Annotated in this window: 18 protein-coding genes; all 18 read left to right on the top strand. The window is 64.1% G+C overall.

The window, feature by feature from the left end:
* Positions 1–6: 6 nt before the first annotated feature.
* Positions 7–3,411, top strand: a complete 3,405-nt coding sequence (locus ACFT1A_RS27390) for a pyruvate carboxylase (protein WP_378449561.1) — start codon at positions 7–9, stop codon at positions 3,409–3,411.
* Positions 3,408–3,974: a 16S rRNA (guanine(966)-N(2))-methyltransferase RsmD gene (gene rsmD / locus ACFT1A_RS27385; protein ID WP_378449560.1), complete on the top strand. Its 567-nt coding sequence runs from the start codon at positions 3,408–3,410 to the stop codon at positions 3,972–3,974. Before ACFT1A_RS27390 ends, rsmD begins: the two co-directional genes overlap by 4 nt.
* The gene (gene coaD / locus ACFT1A_RS27380) at positions 3,971–4,465 is read left to right on the top strand and encodes a pantetheine-phosphate adenylyltransferase (RefSeq protein ID WP_378449559.1); all 495 of its coding nucleotides are present in this window, start codon (positions 3,971–3,973) and stop codon (positions 4,463–4,465) included. The genes rsmD and coaD overlap by 4 nt, the downstream gene beginning before the upstream one ends.
* Before the next feature lie 131 nt (positions 4,466–4,596).
* Positions 4,597–5,358, top strand: a complete 762-nt coding sequence (locus ACFT1A_RS27375; protein WP_230813222.1) for a DivIVA domain-containing protein — start codon at positions 4,597–4,599, stop codon at positions 5,356–5,358.
* 189 nt (positions 5,359–5,547) lie between these two features.
* Positions 5,548–6,108 (top strand): DUF177 domain-containing protein, encoded by a 561-nt coding sequence (locus ACFT1A_RS27370; protein ID WP_007729319.1) that lies wholly within the window; start codon positions 5,548–5,550, stop codon positions 6,106–6,108.
* Between the two features lie 2 nt (positions 6,109–6,110).
* On the top strand, positions 6,111–6,293 hold the full coding sequence (rpmF, locus tag ACFT1A_RS27365; RefSeq protein WP_007729318.1) for a 50S ribosomal protein L32: 183 nt from the start codon (positions 6,111–6,113) through the stop codon (positions 6,291–6,293).
* Between the two features lie 19 nt (positions 6,294–6,312).
* Positions 6,313–7,086, top strand: a complete 774-nt coding sequence (rnc, locus tag ACFT1A_RS27360) for a ribonuclease III (protein WP_378449558.1) — start codon at positions 6,313–6,315, stop codon at positions 7,084–7,086.
* 8 nt (positions 7,087–7,094) lie between these two features.
* Entirely contained in the window at positions 7,095–7,964 is an 870-nt protein-coding gene (gene mutM / locus ACFT1A_RS27355) for a bifunctional DNA-formamidopyrimidine glycosylase/DNA-(apurinic or apyrimidinic site) lyase (RefSeq protein WP_378449557.1), read from the top strand.
* 42 nt (positions 7,965–8,006) lie between these two features.
* Positions 8,007–8,459, top strand: a complete 453-nt coding sequence (locus ACFT1A_RS27350; RefSeq protein WP_317555137.1) for an OsmC family protein — start codon at positions 8,007–8,009, stop codon at positions 8,457–8,459.
* Positions 8,459–9,382 (top strand): SMP-30/gluconolactonase/LRE family protein, encoded by a 924-nt coding sequence (locus ACFT1A_RS27345; protein WP_378449556.1) that lies wholly within the window; start codon positions 8,459–8,461, stop codon positions 9,380–9,382. Before ACFT1A_RS27350 ends, ACFT1A_RS27345 begins: the two co-directional genes overlap by 1 nt.
* A gap of 5 nt (positions 9,383–9,387) precedes the next feature.
* Entirely contained in the window at positions 9,388–9,672 is a 285-nt protein-coding gene (locus ACFT1A_RS27340) for an acylphosphatase (RefSeq protein ID WP_378449555.1), read from the top strand.
* Positions 9,673–9,698: 26 nt separating this feature from the next.
* Positions 9,699–13,286 (top strand): chromosome segregation protein SMC, encoded by a 3,588-nt coding sequence (gene smc / locus ACFT1A_RS27335; protein ID WP_378449554.1) that lies wholly within the window; start codon positions 9,699–9,701, stop codon positions 13,284–13,286.
* 42 nt (positions 13,287–13,328) lie between these two features.
* Positions 13,329–14,783 (top strand): signal recognition particle-docking protein FtsY, encoded by a 1,455-nt coding sequence (gene ftsY, locus ACFT1A_RS27330; RefSeq protein WP_378449553.1) that lies wholly within the window; start codon positions 13,329–13,331, stop codon positions 14,781–14,783.
* A 246-nt stretch (positions 14,784–15,029) separates the two neighbouring features.
* Positions 15,030–16,289 (top strand): ammonium transporter, encoded by a 1,260-nt coding sequence (locus ACFT1A_RS27325; protein WP_042450902.1) that lies wholly within the window; start codon positions 15,030–15,032, stop codon positions 16,287–16,289.
* A 56-nt stretch (positions 16,290–16,345) separates the two neighbouring features.
* A complete protein-coding gene (locus ACFT1A_RS27320) occupies positions 16,346–16,684 on the top strand; it encodes a P-II family nitrogen regulator (protein ID WP_003942772.1) in 339 nt (112 codons plus the stop codon).
* Positions 16,674–19,181 carry a [protein-PII] uridylyltransferase gene (locus ACFT1A_RS27315; RefSeq protein WP_378449552.1) on the top strand — a complete coding sequence of 836 codons (2,508 nt, stop codon included), beginning with the start codon at positions 16,674–16,676 and terminating at the stop codon, positions 19,179–19,181. The genes ACFT1A_RS27320 and ACFT1A_RS27315 overlap by 11 nt, the downstream gene beginning before the upstream one ends.
* Before the next feature lie 116 nt (positions 19,182–19,297).
* Complete coding sequence (ffh, locus tag ACFT1A_RS27310; RefSeq protein WP_230812905.1) at positions 19,298–20,875, top strand: signal recognition particle protein; 1,578 nt, start codon at positions 19,298–19,300, stop codon at positions 20,873–20,875.
* A gap of 3 nt (positions 20,876–20,878) precedes the next feature.
* Entirely contained in the window at positions 20,879–21,961 is a 1,083-nt protein-coding gene (locus tag ACFT1A_RS27305; protein WP_378449551.1) for an amidohydrolase family protein, read from the top strand.
* The last annotated feature ends 28 nt before the right edge of the window (positions 21,962–21,989 follow it).

Below are 21,989 nucleotides of genomic sequence, written 5' to 3'. Positions count from 1 at the left end.
TCTCGAATGTTCTCCAAAGTGCTCGTCGCGAACCGCGGCGAAATTGCGATCCGTGCCTTCCGTGCCGCCTACGAACTAGGTGCCGGAACCGTCGCGGTGTTCCCGTACGAGGATCGGAACTCGATCCACCGTCTCAAGGCAGACGAGAGCTACCAGATCGGGGAGAAGGGTCACCCCGTTCGCGCGTATCTCTCGGTCGAGGAGATCGTCGCCGCCGCAAAGAGCGCCGGAGCCGACGCCATCTACCCCGGTTACGGTTTCCTCTCCGAGAACCCGGATCTGTCGGCGGCGTGCGCCGAGGCAGGCATCAAGTTCGTGGGTCCCTCCGCGGAGATCCTCGAGTTGACCGGTAACAAGGCACGCGCCATCGCCGCGGCCAAAGCCGCCGGTCTCCCGGTGCTCGCGTCTTCGGAGCCGTCAGCGGACATCGACGAGCTGCTCGCAGCAGCCGAGGACATGACCTTCCCGCTCTTCGTCAAGGCTGTCGCCGGCGGCGGCGGACGCGGAATGCGCCGCGTTGCGGAACGCTCACAGCTCAAGGAATCGATCGAAGCCGCAGCGCGCGAAGCGGAGTCGGCCTTCGGCGATTCGACGGTGTTCCTCGAGCAGGCCGTCATCGACCCCCGGCACATCGAAGTGCAGATCCTCGCCGACGAGCAGGGCAACGTCATCCACCTCTTCGAGCGTGACTGCTCGTTGCAGCGTCGCCACCAGAAGGTGATCGAGCTCGCTCCGGCCCCCAACCTCTCGGAAGAGTTGCGCGCCAAGATCTGTGCCGACGCCGTCGCTTTCGCGAAGGAGATCGGGTACACGTGCGCCGGCACTGTCGAGTTCCTCCTCGACAAGCGCGGCAACCACGTCTTCATCGAGATGAACCCGCGAATTCAGGTGGAGCACACCGTCACCGAAGAAGTGACGGACGTGGACTTGGTCCAGTCGCAGCTCAAGATCGCGTCCGGTTCGACGCTTGCAGATCTGGGTCTGTCACAGGACACGATCAAGCTGCGCGGAGCGGCGCTGCAGTGCCGCATCACGACCGAGGATCCGGCCAACGGATTCCGCCCGGACACGGGCCGGATCACCGCGTACCGCACCCCGGGCGGTGCCGGTATCCGCCTTGACGGCGGCGCGACGCTCGGTGCCGAGGTCGGAGCGTACTTCGACTCGATGCTGGTCAAGCTCACCTGCCGCGGTCGCGACCTCGAAGCCGCTGTCGCGAGGGCTCGCCGCGCGGTCACCGAGTTCCGTATTCGTGGCGTCTCGACCAACATTCCGTTCCTGCAGGCGGTTCTCGACGACCCGGACTTCCGGGCCGGACGAGTGACGACCTCCTTCATCGAGGAACGTCCGCAGCTGCTGACCCTGCGGTCCTCCGCCGACCGCGGCACCAAGATCCTGACCTACCTCGCCGATGTGACGGTCAACAAGCCGCACGGCGAGCGTCCCTCTTCGGTGTACCCGCAGGACAAACTGCCCAAGATCGATCTTTCGACGCCGCCGCCCGCCGGCAGCCGCCAGCGTCTGCTCGAACTCGGTCCCGAAGGTTTCGCGAAGGCACTGCGTGAGCAGAAGGCCGTCGGCGTCACCGACACCACTTTCCGCGACGCGCATCAGTCCTTGTTGGCCACGCGAGTTCGAACCAGCGGACTGCTCGGAGTTGCCGGGCACGTTGCTCGGTTGACCCCGGAATTGCTTTCGATCGAAGCCTGGGGCGGCGCGACGTACGATGTGGGACTTCGCTTCCTGCACGAGGATCCGTGGTACCGGCTCGCCGCGCTCCGTGAAGCGATCCCGAACATCTGCCTCCAGATGCTCCTTCGCGGACGAAACACGGTGGGCTACACGCCCTATCCGGAGAAGGTCACGCGCGCATTCGTCCAGGAAGCCACCGACACCGGCATCGACATCTTCCGAATCTTCGACGCGCTCAACAACGTCGACCAGATGCGCCCTGCCATCGACGCGGTGCGTGAGACGGGAACGGCTCTCGCCGAGGTGGCGCTGAGCTACACCGGCGATCTGTCGGATCCGAACGAAACGCTGTACACGCTCGACTACTACCTGAAGTTGGCAGAAGAGATCGTCGATGCCGGCGCTCACGTGCTCGCGATCAAGGACATGGCCGGCCTGTTGCGCGCTCCGGCGGCCACCAAGCTCGTGACGGCGCTACGCAGCAACTTCGATCTGCCGGTTCACGTCCACACGCACGACACCCCCGGTGGACAGTTGGCCACGTACTTCGCCGCGTGGCAGGCAGGCGCCGACGCAGTCGACGGTGCTTCGGCGGCATTGGCCGGAACCACCAGCCAGCCTGCGCTCTCGGCCATCGTCGCTGCTGCCGCGCACTCCGAGTTCGACACCGGACTGAACTTGCAGAACGTGTGCGACCTCGAGCCGTACTGGGAGGCGCTGCGAAAGGTGTACGCGCCCTTCGAATCCGGTCTACCGGCCCCGACGGGACGCGTGTACACGCACGAGATCCCGGGAGGCCAGCTCTCCAACCTCCGTACTCAGGCCGTTGCTCTCGGCCTCGGCGACCGGTTCGAAGAGGTCGAAGCCAAGTACGCCGACGCAGACCGCATGCTCGGACATCTGGTCAAGGTGACGCCGTCGTCGAAGGTTGTCGGCGACCTCGCGCTCCATCTTGTCGGTGCCGGTGTGCCTTCGGAGGAGTTCGCCGCAGATCCGGCGAAGTTCGACATTCCCGACTCCGTGGTCGGCTTCCTGCGCGGCGAACTCGGTACACCTCCCGGTGGCTGGCCGGAACCGTTCCGCAGCAAGGCGCTCGAAGGCCGTGGCCAGGCCAAGCCCGAAGCGACGCTCTCCGCCGAGGACGAGGTACTGCTGGAGGGCTCTTCGAAGGACCGTCAGGCGACGCTGAACCGTCTGCTCTTCCCCGGCCCGACAAAGGAATTCCTCGAGCACCGCGAGAAGTACGGCGACACGTCGCGGTTGTCGGCGAACCAGTTCTTCTACGGTCTGCGGCGCGGCGACGAGCATCGCGTCGAATTGGCTCCCGGCGTGGAACTGATCATCGGTCTCGAAGCGATTTCCGAGCCCGACGAGCGCGGCTACCGCACTGTCATGTGCATCCTGAACGGCCAGCTGCGTCCGGTCTCGATCCGCGATCGCTCCATTGCCAGTGACGTGCCGGTGGCGGAGAAGGCCGACAAGAACAACCCGGGCCACGTGGCGGCACCGTTCGCGGGCGTCGTGACGCTCGCGGTCAAGGAAGGCCAGAAGATCGAGGCCGGCGACACCGTGGCCACGATCGAAGCGATGAAGATGGAAGCGGCGATCACCTCGCCGCGTGCCGGCGTCGTTTCGCGGATCGCGATCAGCGCTGTTCAGCAGGTCGAGGGCGGAGACCTGCTGGTAGTCGTCTCGACGGGGGAGAGCGCCGCAGAGTGACTCGCATCATCTCGGGACTCGCGGGCGGTCGACGCCTGCGAGTCCCGCCGAGCGGCACCCGTCCGACGTCGGATCGGGTTCGCGAGGCGTTGTTCAGTGCACTCGAAGCGCGCATCGATCTCGAAGGGTGCGCGGTTCTCGACCTCTTCGCGGGTTCGGGTGCCCTCGGCCTCGAAGCGCTTTCACGTGGAGCCGAGCACGTCGTTCTCGTGGAATCCGATGCCAAAGCCGCTGCCGTCATCAAGGCGAACATCAGCACTGTCGCGTTGCCGGGGGCGACGGTTCGCGCCGCTCCGGTCGCGGCTGTGGTGTCGGGGCCGAGCGCGCGCGAATACGACATAGTCATCGCCGACCCGCCGTATGCGGTGACCGACGAGGCCGTCGTGTCCATGCTCATTGATCTGCAGGTCAACAAATGGGTGGGGGAGGGCACGATCGTGGTACTCGAGCGCTCGTCGCGTTCGCCGGAGACCGTGTGGCCGCAGGGATACGAGCCGATCAAGGCGAAGAACTACGGTGAAGCTCGCATCGAGCTGGCCACCTGCTACGGTCTGGACTCATGACTGGCGCCGTCTGCCCCGGATCCTTCGACCCTGTGACCAATGGTCACCTCGACGTAATCGGAAGAGTTGCTGCGCAATTCGACGAGGTCGTGGTCACCGTGCTGATCAACAAGAGCAAGCGTGGCATGTTCACGATCGACGAGCGGATCGAGATGCTCGAAGACGCGACGAGTCACCTGCCCAACGTTCGGGTCACGTCGTGGCACGGACTGTTGGTCGACTTTGCGAAACAAGAAGGCCTCAGCGCGATCGTCAAGGGTCTGCGCGGCGCGAACGACTTCGATTACGAGCTGCAGATGGCTCAGATGAATCAGAAGCTCACAGGCGTCGACACGCTCTTCGTCGCCACGAATCCGACCTACAGCTACCTGTCGAGTTCTCTCGTGAAGGAAGTCGCGACCTTCGGTGGCGACGTCTCCGACATGCTCCCGGCCAAGGTGCATTCTCGGCTACTCGCGCGTATCGCCGAACGAGCAGCAGAAAACAGCTGATCCCCGACACACCGACCACGACGACACCCCGTTGGCCGTTCTTCCGGCAAACTTGGACAGGAACGGGCACAGGTCCGAGTGGACCGGTGACGATGTGGGCCGAATTCGGCCGGTAGAGATTGGGGTTGCTTGTGTACCGCGTATTCGAGGCACTGGACGAACTGGTCGCAATTGTCGAAGAGGCGCGCGGTGTTCCCATGACCGCAGGGTGTGTTGTGCCTCGCGGCGACGTACTCGAGCTTCTCGACGACGTCCGGGACGCAATTCCGAGCGAGTTGGACGACGCTCAGGACGTCCTCGATCATCGGGACAAATTGGTCGGTGACGCGCGAGCTAACGCGGAGAAGACCGTCAGCAGCGCCAACGCCGAGGCGACGTCGACTGTGGAGAACGCACGCGACGACGCCGACCGCATTCTGTCCGACGCCAAGGCTCAGGCCGATCGCATGGTTGCCGAAGCACGTGCACACGCCGATCAGTTGGTCGAGGACGCAGAAGCAGAAGCGGAACGCACTGTCACTGACGGCCGTCGTGAGTACGACGCAGTGACCGGACGGGCTCGTACCGAGGCCGATCGGATGATCGAGTCGGGCCAGGCTTCGTACGACCATTCGGTGGCCGAGGGAACGGCAGAGCAGGCTCGTCTGGTCTCCCAGACCGAGGTTGTCCAGTCAGCCCACGCGGAATCTGCGCGGGTGATCGACGCCGCTCACGCCGAGTCCGATCGGATGCGTTCGGAGTGCGACCTGTACGTCGACACCAAGTTGGCCGAGTTCGAGGAGTTCCTCACGGGAACCGTTCGATCGGTCGGGCGTGGTCGTCAGCAGCTTCGAACGGGTTCGGGAGTTCCCGATTACCAAGACGACGATCGTCGTTCGGAGCGGCGCCGCTAGAGCGGATCAGACAGTCGAGGGTGGGTCGTCCGATATGGGGCGGCCCACTTTTTCGTGGACGGAATTGGGATTTGCCTTGTAGCTGCCGTATTGTGGAGTGGTTGCCCATACCAGTTTCAACAGTTAGGTGAGTTCTCTTTGTCAACGCATCGTCGTAGTTCGTCGCATCAGTCAAGTGATGCGGGATTTTTGCTGGACACGGTCAAGCTCGGCCGTCGTCCAGGGTCGATGCGTACCGTCGAGAGAACAATTCAGTCCCCGAACCGTATCGGTCTCGATCTGATCGCGATCGAAGCGGGCGCGGACATAGATCTCGATCTTCGTCTCGAAGCAGTGTCCGAAGGTGTTCTTGTCACCGGAAACGTGCACGCACCCACCAAGGGTGAGTGCTCGCGGTGCCTCGAACCGTTCACCGACACCGTGGACATCTATCTCACGGAGTTGTTCGCTTACCCGGACAGCACCACCGAGGAGACGACGGAAGAGGGAGAGGTCTACGCGGTCGAAGACGACGAAATCGACCTCGAACCGGTCATCGTCGATGCAGTCGGGCTGGCGCTTCCGCTCCAGCCTCTGTGCAGTGACGATTGCCTGGGATTGTGCTCAGAATGTGGCATTCGCCTGGCGATTGCGGAATCTGGGCATGGGCATGACATACTTGATCCTCGCTGGGCTGGTCTCGCGGCCAAATTTGGCGTGGAATCAAACACCAGCGAAAATCTTGTGATCACCGAAGCCGAGGAGAAGTAGAAGTGGCTGTCCCCAAGCGCAAAATGTCGCGATCCAACACGCGGTCGCGTCGTAGCCAGTGGAAGACCACTGTGCCCACCCTCGTTACCTGCCCCAACCGTGGCTGTGGCGAGCAGACCCTTCCCCACATCGCATGCCCGTCATGCGGTACTTACAAGGGCCGCCAGGTAACCGCTGCTGTCTAGTTCTCCCCGGAGAAAGACTATGACGAGCGAAAATACAGTTTCAGCCGCCGGCGGCGAGGGCAATCACGACAAGCTCCTCGCCGCTGTCGGCGTAGATATAGAGCCCGGTCTTCTGACCCTGGCTCTCACGCACCGCTCGTACGCGTACGAGAACGGCGGACTGCCCACGAACGAGCGCCTCGAGTTCCTGGGGGATTCCGTTCTCGGCGTCACGGTGACCGAAAATCTCTACCTGTCCCACCCGGACAAATCCGAAGGTGATCTGGCGAAGATCCGTGCCAGCGTGGTGAACATGCATGCACTCGCCGAGGTCGCCAGGACTCTGGGTGAAGGTGGACTCGGAGCACACCTGCTGTTGGGTAAGGGCGAGGAAATGACGGGCGGCCGTGACAAGCCGTCCATTCTCGCCGACGGCATGGAGTCGATTCTCGGCGCCATTCACCTGCAGCACGGCATCGAGACTGCGCGACGCGTTGTCCTCGATCTGTTCGACGACCTACTCACTCGCGCACCGCTTCTGGGCGCGGGTCTGGATTGGAAGACGAGTCTGCAGGAACTGACCGCAGAACACGGTGCCGGAGTTCCCGTTTACGAGATCACCGCTACCGGACCCGATCACGACAAGGAATTCACGGCCACCGTTCTCATCAGTGGCAAACCCTTGGGTGTCGGTGTCGGTCGTTCCAAGAAGGAAGCCGAGCAGAAGGCAGCAAGTTCGGCATGGAAGACGATGTCGGAGAATGCCGCTGCTACCGCAGTCGCTGCCGACGACGCGCCTGATCTTGCCGGCTGAGTACACTCTTGCCTGAGCTTCCCGAAGTCGAAGTCGTTCGCCGCGGCCTGCAGTCTCACGCTGTAGGTGCGGCGATCGAGGCCGTCGAGGTCCTCCATCCCCGCGCGATCAGGCGCCACGTTCTCGGTTCCGAGGACTTGATCGGCCAACTCACCGGGCAGACCATCGCTTCGGCAGAGCGTCGCGGCAAGTATCTGTGGCTGGTTCTCGAGCCTGCCGGTGTCGGGCTGGTGGTTCATCTCGGGATGAGCGGACAGATGTTGGTCCAACCCCCGACAGTCGACTGGGAAAAGCACCTACGCATTCGGTTGGCCCTCGATTCCGGGGCCGATCTTCGATTCGTCGATCAGCGAACCTTCGGTGGCTGGTCGATTTCACCTCTCGTCGAGGTCGACGGAACGATGCTGCCCGAGTCGGTGGCGCACATCGCTCGTGATCCCATGGACGGTGCATTCGATCTCGAATCCGTCGTGAAAGTCCTGCGGGGCAAGCACACCGAGATCAAGCGTGCGATTCTCGATCAGACCGTGGTCTCCGGGATCGGAAACATCTACGCCGACGAATCGTTGTGGCGCGCAAAGATTCACGGCAACCGAATCGCCGAAACGCTTACCAGGCCCAAACTTCGAGAGCTGTTGACCGCGGCACACTCAGTGATGGGTGAAGCGCTCGATCAGGGCGGTACGTCCTTCGACGCTCTGTACGTGAACGTCAACGGCGAGTCCGGTTACTTCGACCGGTCACTGTCGGCCTACGGGCAGGAAAATCTTCCGTGCCCGCGATGCGGCGCGCCGATCAAGCGTGAGAAGTTCATGAATCGATCGTCGTTCAGTTGCCCGAGGTGTCAGCCGACCCCGAGGGCAAGGCGAATCGCCTAGGTCTCCCGCCCCTCCGGTTCGGCGGAGTGGCAAGATTGCGTCATGGCTGAACAGACTCCCGACAACGCTGCAACCGCCCCCGCTCACACGGAGCTTTGGGTCGAACGGACCGGAACCCGCCTCTACACCGGCAAGAGTTCGCGCGGCGCAGAGGTTCTCATCGGCTCCGAATCGGTGCCAGGAGTCTTCACGCCCGGCGAACTGCTCAAAATCGCGCTGGCCGCATGCACCGGCATGAGCTCCGACTTCCCGATTTCTCGCCGCCTCGGTGACAACTACGACGCGACGGTCCGCGTGTCCGGCGCCGCCGATCGAGAGAACGAGGTCTACCCGCAGCTCGACGAGGTCCTCGAACTCGATCTCAGCGAGTTGGATGCCGAAGCACAACAGCGCCTCATCACTCTCGTCGAGCGCTCCGTGGACAAGGTATGCACCGTCGGGCGCACGCTCAAGGCCGGAACCAAGGTAACTCTGTCGTTCGACACGGAAGCCTGATGTCTCGCGCGGGCAGCATTGTCGCTGCGATCGCACTGGGTTCCGTTGTGGCGGTGAGTGCTCCGGCGCACGCCTCGGTCCCGGTCGACGGCTCGGCCGGTGGTTGCGGGTCGTGGTCGTCGAGCGTCGTGACGACTGGCGCCGGCATGCTCGAGAATCTCGAATTCGACGGCAACGGATCGATGGTGTTGTCGCAGTCGGCTCTGATCGGGCCGGGTGCACTGCTGAAAGTGACTCCGGACGGAACCCGGACAACTTTGGTCGGTGACGTCACCGGACCTGGCGGGTTGGTCGCGCGTGACGGATCCGTGTACTTCACCACGGGCAACTCGACTGTCTCGGGACTGTTCGGAATCGCAGACGGCAGCCTTCGCAAGGTCGACGTCGCAGACGGATCGGTGACAACGATTGCCGACGGTCTGGTGATGCCGAACGGGCTTGTGCCGCTGGACGGTAACCGCTTCCTCACCGCTCGCACGCTGACCCGGCCGGGCCTGACAGTCGTCAACGGTGACGGAACCAGTTCGATCGTTCGTGAGGATCTCGGCACCGTCGACGGTCTCGCGCGCTCAGGTTCGACGATCTACGTGAGCACGACCTTCGACATGGTGACCGCCGTCCACGTCCTCGACGCACACGATCTGGGCGGAGCAGTGCGGACGATCACGCTCCCCGGATTCGGTCCGGCAAACATGGCGGACGATCTGACTGTCGGACCGGACGGCGCGCTGTACGTCGCTTTCAATGCCGGCGGCAAAGTTGTTCGCGTCGATCCGGATTCGGGATCTTCGTGTGAGATCGCCTCGGGTCTGCCGTTCACATCCGCGGTCAAGTTCGGCGCCGGTCCGGGCTGGGATCCCAACTCGCTCTACACCACCGGTTTCCTGGGTGAGGTTCACCGTCTCGAACGTGTGGCGGGCTGAGCGTCGTGGCTGAGACAGCGCCTGTGCGGTTGACGGCGTGGGTTCACGGATACGTTCAAGGCGTCGGGTTTCGGTGGTGGACCAGGGCCCGCGCTCTCGAACTCGGGTTGATCGGATATGCGTCCAATCAGCGTGACGGTCGAGTGCTCGTCGTGGCGGAAGGCGAACGCACGCAGCTCGAGCGATTGTTGGAGTTACTGCGCTCGGGGACTACCCCGGGCACGGTGGATCTTGTGGTCGACAGCTGGGACCCCGCCAAGGGCGACCTGACAGGGTTCGTCGAACGCTGACCGGTTTGGCGGTAAAGTTTCCCCCCATGCACCTCAAGAGTCTGACACTCAAGGGATTCAAATCCTTTGCGTCGGCAACGACTCTTCGGTTCGAGCCGGGGATCACCTGCGTCGTCGGCCCCAACGGCTCGGGCAAATCCAACGTCGTCGATGCGTTGACCTGGGTGATGGGCGAGCAGGGCGCCAAGGCCCTGCGCGGCGGCAAGATGGAAGACGTCATCTTTGCCGGGACCTCCGGTCGGGCGCCGCTGGGCCGCGCCGAGGTGACCCTGACCATCGACAACGCCGACGGCGCGCTCCCGATCGAGTACTCCGAGGTGTCGATCACGCGCCGGATGTTCCGCGACGGCGCGGGGGAGTACGAGATCAACGGCTCGTCCTGCCGTCTGATGGACGTCCAAGAACTGCTCAGCGACTCCGGTATCGGCCGCGAGATGCACGTCATCGTCGGGCAGGGACGGCTCGCCGCGATCCTCGAATCCCGGCCCGAAGACCGACGCGCCTTCATCGAAGAAGCCGCCGGAGTCCTCAAACATCGCCGCCGCAAGGAAAAAGCGGTGCGCAAGCTCGATTCCATGCAGGCCAATCTCGCTCGGCTCAGTGACCTCACCTCGGAACTGCGTCGGCAACTCAAACCGCTGGGACGCCAAGCCGAGGTCGCCCGGCGAGCGCAGACGGTCCAGGCCGACCTCCGTGATGCCAAGATGCGACTGGCCGCTGACGACCTGGTGACCCGTCGAACGCAACTGAACGACCAGGCGCAGGACGAGAAAGCGGCTCGCGAACAGCACAATCAGGTAGCGGCTGCGCTGGACGAGGCCAATCTCGAACTCGGGCGACAAGAGCAAGCCCTCGCTCGGCTGACTCCGGGATCGGAAGCTGCCGCGCAGAGTTGGTTCCAGCTCTCCGCGCTTGCCGAACGAGTCAACGCCACCGTGCGCATCGCCCGTGAACGCGCCCGACATCTCGACTCCGAACCCGTCGGCAATCGAGGCCAGGACCCGGACGAGATGGAGGCGCGCGCCGAACGTCTTGCGGCCGAGGAAGCTGAACTCCTCGAAGGCGTCGAGATCGCGCGAGCGGCATCGGAAGCAGCTCGTGAGCAGCTGGCAGCCACGGAAGATGCTGCAGCAGAGGCGGAACGGGCGCACATGGCGGAAGTCCGCGCCGTCGCGGATCGGCGCGAAGGTCTCGCTCGACTCTCCGGTCAGGTCGACACTCTGCGCACCCGCGTCGAATCCGTCGACGCGGAAGTGTCTCGGCTGACCGAAGCGATCGACGAGGCTCGCCTGCGTGGGGATGCCGCACAGGCCGAGTTCGACACGGTGCAGGAGAGCATCGGGGATCTCGATGCCGGTGAAGTCGGCCTCGACACCAATCACGAACGCGCCATCGAAGCTCTCGAGATGATCGACGCGCGCGTCGAGGAACTTCGCGAGGAAGAAAAGACGAGCGGGCAACGTATCGCTTCGCTCCGTGCACGCGTCGAGGCACTGTCGATGGGCTTGCAGCGCAAGGACGGTGGCGGTTGGCTGCTCGAACACCGGCGCGACGACGGCATAACCTCGCTGGCCGGATTGATCCACGTCGAACCAGGTTACGAAGCCGCGATCGCCGCCGCGATGGGACCGGCAGCGGACGCCGTCGTGGCGCAGTCGCTGGACTCGGCTCGCTCGGCGGTTGCATCACTGGCCGATCAGGACGGTGGGCGTGCATCACTGATCGTGAGCGGTGAACCGGCGATCAAGCGCGAGGCCGAGATCGCGCCGGGTAGTCGTCATGCGGTCGACGTCATCGACTGTCCTGACGAGTTGCGTGCCGGATTGACCGCCATCCTCGACGGCGTAGTCCTGGTCGAGACACTCGATGATGCGATTCGAGTTGTTGCTGACCACAAGGGGATTCGTGCAGTGACGCGTTCCGGCGATCTGCACGGTCCGGGGTGGATGATCGGCGGCTCGGATCGGCAACCGAGCACGCTGGAGGTGCAGGCGGCGATCGACGCGTCCGCAGCGGAATTGGCGGCAACGGAGAGCCGATCCGAGGAACTCGACGCTGCGCTGTCCGGCGCCCTGGCCGAACAGGCCGCTCGACGCGAGACCGCGGAGCAGACACTGGCCGCGCTCAACGAGTCGGACGCAGCCATGTCCGCCATCTACGAGCAGCTGGGCAGATTGGGGCAGGCGGCACGAGTCGCCCACGCGGAATCCGATCGGCTGACCGCCCAGCGAGTGCGTGCCGAGGAGGGACGCGGTGAGTCGCTGACCAAGCTCGCGGATCTGGAGGAACGACTGCGCGTTGCCGAAACCGACGGCAGTGCGCCGGGACACGGCGCAGAAGCGACCGCAGCCGACCGTGAAATGGCCGCAGCAGCGCTGGCGGAAGTACGCATCGTCGAAATGGATGCTCGCCTTGCGGTGCGCACCGCCGAAGAACGTGCGGAATCCGTTCGCGGAAAGGCTGATTCGCTTCGCCGCGCCGCGGCCGCCGAACGAGAAGCGCGAATTCGCGCCGAACGGGCTCTGCGCGCCAGAGCGCACGCGGCGGAGGTTGCAGCTGCCGTCGCCGAATCGGGACAACGAGTGGCGGCCGAACTCGAGACCGTCGTCGCTGCGGCTCTTGCTCACCGCGACGAGTTGGCTCGGGCCCGCTCCGAGTGCACAGCCAAACTGGATCAGGTCCGCGAGATAGTCCGAGCACTGACCGGACAACTCGCTTCGCTCACCGACGCCGTCCATCGCGACGAGGTTGCCAAGGCTCAGGCGGCGTTGCGCATCGAACAACTCGAGGAGTCGATCCTCGACCAGTACGGTATCGGCCTCGACGACCTGATCGCCGAGTACGGACCTGAAGTCGAACTGCCCCCGACGGCACTCGAAATCGAGGAGTACGAACACGCGAAGGAGCGTGGGGAGCAGGTCACCGCGCCCGCTCCGCTTCCGTACGACCGAGCCACTCAGGAACGCCGAGCCAAGCGTGCAGAGAAAGACCTCGCCACCCTCGGCAAGTTCAATCCGCTCGCGCTCGAGGAATTTGCAGCACTCGAAGAGCGGTACACCTTCCTCTCCACTCAGCTCGAAGACGTCAAGACCGCTCGCAAGGACCTTCTTGCTGTGGTCGCAGACGTAGATGCGCGAATTCTGCAGGTATTCACCGAGGCGTACGCCGACGTCGAGCGTGAGTTCGTGGGAGTGTTCGAGAAATTGTTCCCTGGGGGAGAAGGGCGACTGGTCCTCACCGACCCCTCGGACATGCTCACTACCGGCATCGAAGTCGAGGCGCGTCCGCCCGGCAAGAAGGTCAAGCGGTTGTCGTTGCTGTCGGGCGGCGAGAAGTCGTTGACCGCGGTGGCCATGCTGGTCGCGATCTTCCGGGCTCGCCCTTCCCCGTTCTACGTCATGGACGAGGTCGAGGCGGCGTTGGACGACACCAACCTGCGGCGGCTGATCGGACTCTTCGAACAATTGCGGGAGAAGTCGCAGTTGATCGTGATCACCCACCAGAAACCGACCATGGAAATCGCCGACGCGTTGTACGGAGTCAGCATGCGCGGCGACGGAATCACCACAGTGATTTCGCAGCGACTTCGCGGTCAAGACATGGCCTCTACGTAAGCCCTGCTCACTTTCCGGCTCGGAGCCTGAAACAATGGGCCGGTGACTACCCAGGCTTGGATCATCATCGCGGCTGTAGCAGCCGTACTACTCGTCGTTCTCGTTGCCGGATTCCTGCGCTACCGCAAGGGGCAGGTGTCGCTGAAGGCGCCCGAGACGAAGCCGGAGCTCGGCGCCCCCGAGAAGGACAAGTCAGGCGGCTACAAGGCCGGCGGCGGGTTCAACTTCAGTCAGGGGTCCACGGCGACGGCGCCGCCTCCGGTGGTTCCGACACCTCCGGTCGCGGAGAAGCCGCCCGTTGTCGAAAAGCCGATAGTTGAAGAACCTGTCGTCGAAAAACCGGTTGTCGAGAAGCCGGCTGTTGCGGAACCGGCTGTCGAGGAACCTGTCGCTGAGAAGCCGGCCGTCGTCGAGGAACCGGTTGCCGAAGAGCCGGTAGTAGAAGAGCCGGTAGTAGAAGAGCCGGTAATCGAAAAGCCGGTCGTCGAAGAACCGGTTGTCGAACCTGTTGTCGTTCCCGAACCTGTAGTTGTACCCGAGCCTGTCGTGCCTGCACCGCGCGTGCTGGACGAGATCGACCCGACCGAGGGTCGGCTGGACCGACTGCGCGGACGCCTCTCCCGCTCGCAGTCAGCGGTCGGCAAGAGCTTGCTCGGTCTGCTCGGTGGCGGCGATCTGGACGAGGATTCTTGGGAAGAAGTCGAGGACACCCTTCTGATCGCGGACCTCGGCTCCGCGACCACCGAGAAAGTCGTCACCAAGCTTCGTGAGCAGATGGCGGCCCGCAGTGTCCGCACCGAAGCTGACGCCCGCGCACTACTTCGCGAGGTGCTGATCGCCGAACTGCGTCCCGAACTGGACCGTTCCATTCGCGCACTGCCGCACGACGATCACCCGGCTGTTCTGCTCGTCGTCGGTGTCAACGGGACCGGCAAGACCACCACCACCGGCAAGCTGGCTCGCGTGCTCGTCGCCGACGGTCGTCGCGTCGTGCTCGGTGCCGCGGACACGTTCCGCGCCGCCGCTGCCGATCAGCTCCAGACGTGGGCCGAACGTGTCGGCGCCGAAGTTGTGCGTGGTAAGGAGGGCGGCGATCCCGCTGCGATCGCGTTCGACGCGGTTTCTCGCGGCATCGCGGACGGCGTCGACGTGGTCCTCATCGACACCGCCGGCCGCCTGCACACCAAGACCGGCCTGATGGACGAACTCGGCAAGGTCAAGCGGGTCATCGAGAAGAAGGCGTCGGTCGACGACGTTCTGCTGGTTCTCGACGCGACGGTCGGCCAGAACGGACTCGCGCAGGCACGAGTGTTCGCGGAGGTCGTGGACATCACCGGCGTCGTGTTGACCAAGCTGGACGGAACCGCGAAGGGCGGAATCGTCTTCCAGGTTCAGCATGAACTGGGTGTGCCGGTGAAGTTGGTCGGTCTCGGTGAAGGCGCCGACGATCTGGCGCCGTTCGAGCCGGGTGCGTTCGTAGACGCTCTCCTGGGCTGACGCCCCCGTGCGCCTTTTTGGTAGTGCGAACTACCAAAAAGGCGCACAGGGTTCGTAGAACCCCCTGGCGAAACCTGTTTGCAACAAAGTTGGGCAATTGGTTCACGTCTGCGAAACGCGACAGCGCCATGGACGAAACACCAGCCCAGCACTCTTCTCCTAACGACGTGCTGCCCGGCACGTGCGACTAGGAGGTAGTAAGTGAGTACCGACGATTTGTTGGCGAACTCCGGTAACGCCGCATGGATGCTGATGGCTGCATCTCTGGTCTTGCTGATGACACCCGGCCTCGCTTTCTTCTACGGCGGGATGTCTCGGTCCAAGTCCGTCCTGAACATGATGATGATGTCCTTCGGGGCCATGGCCGTCATCGGCGTCATCTACGTTCTTTGGGGATGGTCGATGTCCTACGGCACCGAGAACATCGGGGGCATTTTTGCCAACCCGTTCGAGTTCTTCGGCCTCAAGAACAGCATCACCGATGCTGACGGCAACTTCATCGCCGGCGCGTGGGGCTACCCCAACGTCATCGACATCGCGTTCCAGGTGACATTCGCGATCATCACCACCGCCCTCATCAGTGGCGCCCTGGCCGAGCGAGTCAAGTTCGGCACCTGGCTCCTGTTCTCGGGTATCTGGGTCACCGTCGTCTACTTCCCCCTCGCACACATGGTGTGGGGCGGCGGACTCCTCTCGGGCTCCGAGGACGGCATCGCGGCAAAGCTCTTCGGTACCACGGTCAACGATGACGGCGTCACCGTTGCCAACGTCGCTCCGATCGACTTCGCCGGTGGCACAGTCGTTCACATCAACGCCGGTATGGCCGGTCTGGTTCTCGCCCTCATCGTCGGCAAGCGTCTCGGCTTCGGCAAGACCGCCTTCCGTCCGCACAACCTGCCGTTCGTGATGCTCGGCGCCGCACTGCTCTGGTTCGGTTGGTTCGGCTTCAACGCCGGCTCGGCATTCGCCGCCGACGGTAACGCCGGTCTCGCTTGGGTCAACACGACCACCGCGACGTGTGCTGCAGTCCTGGCCTGGCTCGCTACCGAGCGTATTCGTGACGGTCACGCCACCAGCCTCGGCGCAGCCTCCGGTGCGGTTGCCGGTCTGGTTGCCATCACGCCGGCTGCCGGTGCGCTCAACCCCGTCGGTTCCATCTTCCTGGGCGCTGTCGCCGGCATCCTGTCCGCTCTCGCAGTCGGCCTGAAGTTCCGCTTCGGCTTCGACGACTCGCTCGACGTCGTCGGTGTTCACCTCGTCTCCGGCTTGTGGGGCACGATCGGTATCGGATTCTTCGGCACCGCAACCGGCCTCTTCTACGGCGGCGACTACAAGCAACTGGTGGTTCAGATCGTGATCGCACTCGCAGCACTCGTCTTCACCGGCGTTCTGACGACGATTATCGGCTTCGCACTCAAGCCCCTGGGCTGGCGAATCTCGGCCGAGGACGAGGCACGCGGCATCGACGAGACCGAACACGCAGAGACCGCATACGACCTCGCGTGATCAGCACGTGATTAAAGTGAATTCAGGCACTTCAGAGTTGGGAAAGGGATGAGCACATGAAGCTGATCACAGCAATCGTCAAGCCGTTCACGCTCGAGGACGTCAAGACCGGACTCGAGCAGGCCGGAGTGCTGGGTATGACAGTCAGCGAAGTTCAGGGCTACGGCCGACAGAAGGGCCACACCGAGGTGTACCGAGGCGCGGAGTACTCCGTGGACTTCGTACCCAAGGTGCGGGTCGAGGTCGTCGTAGACGACGCGGCCGTGGACAAGGTGGTCGAGGTGATCGTCGAGGCCGCTCGCACCGGCAAGATCGGTGACGGCAAGGTGTGGGTCTCGCCCGTCGAGTCGGTCATCCGGGTTCGTACCGGGGAACGCGGTGGCGATGCACTCTGACCCGAAAGGGTCCGAGAACTTCGGCCCTGGTTCCGTCGCGAAAGCGACGGGGCCAGGGCCGGTCTCGTCAGGGGGATCCGACGAAGCTGCGGACCTGGCCCGCGCACGCAAGGCCCTACTCACCGGAGGCGTCAAGAACAGGAGGCTCGACGCCCCGTCACTGCGACATGCACTGGTCGATCTGCACGAATTCTGGTTGACCACCAAGGGGACCGAACTGGGCATCAAACCGGATTGTGGGTTTGCCATCGTCGCCGTGGGTGGTCTGGGCCGACGCGAACTGTTGCCGTATTCCGACCTCGATCTGATTTTGCTGCACGACGACATGGACCCGGCAGTCGTCTCCCACGTTGCGGACAGCCTGTGGTACCCGCTGTGGGACGCGCACATCAAACTCGACCACAGCGTGCGGACGCTTCCGCAGGCGCTCCAGGTTGCGGCCACCGACATGACCGCGGCGCTCGGAATGCTCGAAGCGCGCCACATTGCCGGCGACGTGGAACTGAGCAACTTGTTGATCAGTGGTGTTCGTCGACAGTGGCGTATGGATATCCGCAGCCGGTTCGACGAGTTGATCACCCAGACTCGTACGAGGTGGGAGCGCAGCGGCGAGATCGCCCATCGCGCCGAACCGGACCTCAAGAGCGGCCGCGGCGGGTTGCGTGACGTGCAGTTGCTCAACGCCCTGTCCATTGCGCAGTTGACCGACGGGATGCCAGGACTCGGACCCAACTCGCCCGGCGGTGGTCTGGCACTTGCGCACAGGCGGTTGCTCGACGTGCGTACCGAACTTCATCGCGTTGCCGGTCGCGCTCGCGATCAACTGCGAGCACAGGACGCCGACGAGATCGGTGCGGCGCTGCGGATCGGGGACCGATTCGATCTTGCGCGCCTCCTCAGCGAATCGGCGCGCACCATCAGCTATTCGGTGGACGTCGGTATCCGTACCGCCGGAAACTCCTTGCCCAGGCGCGGTTTGTCTCGGCTGCGTCGTGCGCCGGTGCGGCGGCCCTTGGACGAGGGCGTCGTCGAGCACGCGGGTGAGGTTGTCCTGGCGCGCGACGCCAGGCCGAAGAAGGACCCCGGTCTGGTGATGCGGGTGGCGGCAGCAGCAGCCACCAACGGCATGCCTATCTCTGCGTCGACGCTCAATCGCCTGGCCGACAATGCCCCCGAACTACGTGAACCGTGGCCGAAGAACGCGGTCAACGATCTTCTTGTCGTGCTCGGTTCGGGCTCGCGTGCGGTTCCGGTGATCGAGGCGATGGACCGGACCGGGCTCTGGGGTCGACTCCTGCCGGAGTGGGGAACCATTCGCGATCTTCCGCCGCGCGACGCCGTCCACACGTGGACGGTCGATCGCCACCTGGTCGAAACTGCCGCCTATGCAAGCGGATTCACCACGCGGGTCGCCCGGCCGGATCTGCTCATGCTCGGTGCGTTGATCCACGACATCGGCAAGGGTCGAGGGGGAGATCACAGCGTCGTCGGTGCCGAACTGGCCACCGCGATCGGAAATCGATTGGGGCTCTGGCCTTCCGATGTCGCGACGTTGACGGCGATGGTGCGCTATCACCTGCTGTTGCCGGAAACCGCGACCCGTCGCGACCTCGACGATCCGGCAACTGTGCAGCGAGTGGTCGACGCACTCGAGGGAGACGGGACCCTTCTCGATCTCCTGCATTCGTTGGCGGAAGCGGATTCTCTGGCCACCGGGCCTGGTGTCTGGGGCGACTGGAAGTCGTCGTTGATCGGCGAGCTCGTGCGTCGTTGCCGATTGCTGATGGCGGGGGAGGAGCTCCCGCAACCAGATCCACTCGCACCCGAGCAGTTGGCCATCGCCGAGGACGGCGGGGTTCACGTCTCGCTCGTTCCGGCCGAGAATCCGCACACCTACGTCGTGACCGTCATCGCGCCTGACGCACCCGGGTTGTTGTCTCGGGCTGCCGGGGTTCTGGCGCTGCAGTCTTTGCGGGTGCATTCTGCTTCGCTGGGGTCGCATGCGGGTTCGGCGGTCAACTCGTTTGTCGTGACGCCGAGGTTCGGTACACCGCCGCAAGCGGTGTTGCTCCGACAGGAACTGATCCGAGCGTCCGCCGGTGAGCTGAATCTGCTCGAACTTCTCGATGCAAAGGACGAAGAGGCGCGGGCGGAGCAGTGGGACGACCCGATCCAGACCAACAAGGATTCGGCGGTTCCGGTGCTCTATTCGCAGGCGCCGCCGCGGGTCATCTGGTTCGACGCGCCCGGCGACGGTCACGCGATCCTCGAATTGCGCACCGAGGACCGCGTCGGCCTGCTCTGCCGACTGGCCGCAGCACTCGAACACAGTGGTGCCGATATCCGGTGGGCAAAGGTCGCGACGTTGGGTTCTTCGGTGGTCGACGCGTTCTGCCTCGACTTCGGTGAGGCAGACACCCGCGCGGCCAGAGAGCGTGTGGAAGAGGCGGTGCTCGCGGTGGTTCCGGTGCCTCAACCCAAGAAGAAAGAGGATTGACGGACCTGGTTTCGGCGGTTACGCCCGCATCGGCTGGGATCGGTGCGGGCGTAGCGGCTAGGCTGGTGCCCGAGAATATCCACGGCTAACTCGCACGACCTTCAGGAGCGCACTCGGTGTTCGAATCCCTTTCCGACAGATTGACCGGATCTCTCAAGGATCTGCGTGGCAAGGGTCGTCTGTCCGGCGCCGACATCGACGCTACGGCCCGCGAGATCCGCCTTGCCCTGCTCGAGGCCGACGTCGCGCTTCCCGTAGTGCGCAGCTTCATCGCCAAGGTCAAGGAACGAGCCAAGGGCGCCGAGGTCTCGGGTGCACTCAACCCGGCTCAGCAGGTCGTCAAGATCGTCAACGAAGAGCTGGTCGAGGTTCTCGGCGGCGAAACCCGTCGACTCCAGTTCGCCAAGACTCCGCCGACGGTCATCATGTTGGCCGGTCTGCAGGGTTCCGGTAAGACCACGCTGGCCGGAAAGTTGGCCAAGTGGCTCAAGGATCAGGGGCATACGCCACTCCTCGTCGCCTGTGACCTTCAGCGTCCCGGCGCCGTCACTCAGCTTCAGATCGTCGGTGAGCGTGCGGGCGCTGCAGTCTTCGCGCCGCATCCCGGCACCTCCATCGGCGGCGGTGAGAACGCCCTCGGTGTGTCCGCTGCCGACCCCGTCGAAGTCGCCCGCGCCGGCGTCGAGGAAGCACGCAACAAGCATTACGACGTCGTGATCGTCGATACCGCCGGTCGTCTCGGCATCGACTCGGAGCTGATGGCGCAGGCCGCCGGTATCCGTGACGCCGTCAACCCAGACGAGACCATCTTCGTTCTCGACGCCATGATCGGTCAGGACGCGGTCAGTACCGCCGACGCTTTCCGTGAGGGAGTCGGCATCACCGGCGTCGTCCTCACCAAGCTCGACGGCGACGCCCGCGGTGGCGCCGCACTGAGCGTCCGCGAGGTCACCGGTCAGCCGATCCTCTTCGCCTCCACCGGCGAGAAGCTCGAAGACTTCGACGTCTTCCACCCCGATCGCATGGCCAGCCGGATCCTCGGCATGGGCGACGTCCTGAGCCTCATCGAGCAGGCCGAGCAGGTTTTCGACGCCGATCAGGCCGAAGCCACCGCAGCCAAGATCGGTTCCGGACAGCTCACCCTCGAAGACTTCCTCGATCAGATGATGGCCGTCCGCAAGATGGGCCCGATCGGCAACCTGCTCGGCATGCTGCCGGGTGCAGGCGGCATGAAGGACGCGCTTGCCAACGTCGACGAGAAGCAACTCGATCGCATTCAGGCAATCATCCGCGGTATGACGCCGGCCGAGCGTGACGATCCGAAGATCATCAACGCCTCACGCCGACTGCGCATCGCGAACGGTTCGGGCGTCAAGGTTTCCGACGTCAACCAGTTGGTGGATCGCTTCTTCGAAGCCCGCAAGATGATGGCTGCCATGGCCGGCCGTATGGGCATGCCCGGCGCCCGCAAGCAGGTGCGCAGCAAGAAGGGCAAGAAGGGCAAGAAGGGCGGCAAGGGTCCGACGCAGCCCAAGATGCGCGGAGGATTCCCCGGCATGGGCGGGTTCCCGGGTATGCCCGGCGGCATGCCGGCCGGAATGCCCGACTTGTCGAACATGCCCAAGGGTCTCGATCAGTTGCCGCCCGGACTGGAAGGCATCGATCTCTCCCAGCTCAAGCTGCCCAAGAAGTAGTCGGTGACTGCGCTTCATCTTCGGGGTATCGGTCTGCCCGATGCCCGGCCGATCGAATTGTGGATCGTCGACGGGGTGATTTCTTTCGAGCCGGTGTCCGGTGCGGAGACGATCGTCGAATCGGGTTGGATCACACCGGGTCTCGTGGATGCGCACTGTCACGTCGGTATCCGTTGCGGCGGTGGCGGCGGCGAAACCGTCGACGGCTTGCTGGGGCAGGCTCAGACCGAACGTGACGCGGGCGTGCTGTTGCTTCGCGACGCAGGATCACCGGTCGACACCAGGTTCATCGACGAGCGCCTCGATTTGCCGCGGATCATTCGCGCAGGTCAGCACATCGCGGCACCCAAGCGATACATCCCGGGCCTGCCGGTCGATCTGGACGACGAATCTCAGTTGCCGGCCGAAGTCGTGCGTCAGGCACGCGCCGGTGACGGTTGGGTCAAGCTCGTCGGGGACTGGATCGATCGTTCCATCGGCGACCTCGCCCCGTTGTGGAGTGACGAGATTCTGGTCGAGGCCATCGCCGCCGCTCATGCCGAAGGCGCACGGGTCACCGCTCACGTTTTTGCCGAAGACGCTCTACCCGGACTGATCAACGCCGGTATCGACTGCATCGAGCACGGGACCGGACTGACGGACGCGACCATCGAATCGATGGTCGCTCACGGCACAGCCCTGGTTCCGACGCTGATCAACATCGCTACTTTCCCCGAGATCGCGGACTCTGCCACGCGGTATCCGACCTACGCAGCGCACATGCGGGATCTGCACGCTCGTCGACACCAGACCATCGGTGCCGCTCACGACGCGGGGATTCCGATCTATGCCGGAACGGATGCCGGCGGTTCGATCAGGCATGGGCGGATCGCCGACGAGGTGGCCGAACTCCAGGTTGCCGGTCTGACGGCGCACCAGGCGCTGGGCGCAGCCTGCTGGGACGCACGGAGTTGGTTGGGCGCTCAGGGCATCGAAGAAGGAGCGCCCGCCGACCTGGTGGTGTTCGCCGAAGATCCGCGCGGAAACCCCGCTGTGCTCGCGAAGCCGACGCGTGTGATCCTGCGCGGCACCCCCGTGAGTGGTTAGGGAGTCCCTGCACTCCCCGAACGCGCAC

It is taken from the genome of Rhodococcus sp. NPDC057135 (assembly GCF_042670865.1).
GTDB lineage: Bacteria > Actinomycetota > Actinomycetes > Mycobacteriales > Mycobacteriaceae > Rhodococcus_F.
Note: the sequence above shows the minus strand (reverse complement) of the source record. Positions and strands in the feature narration are given on the sequence as shown.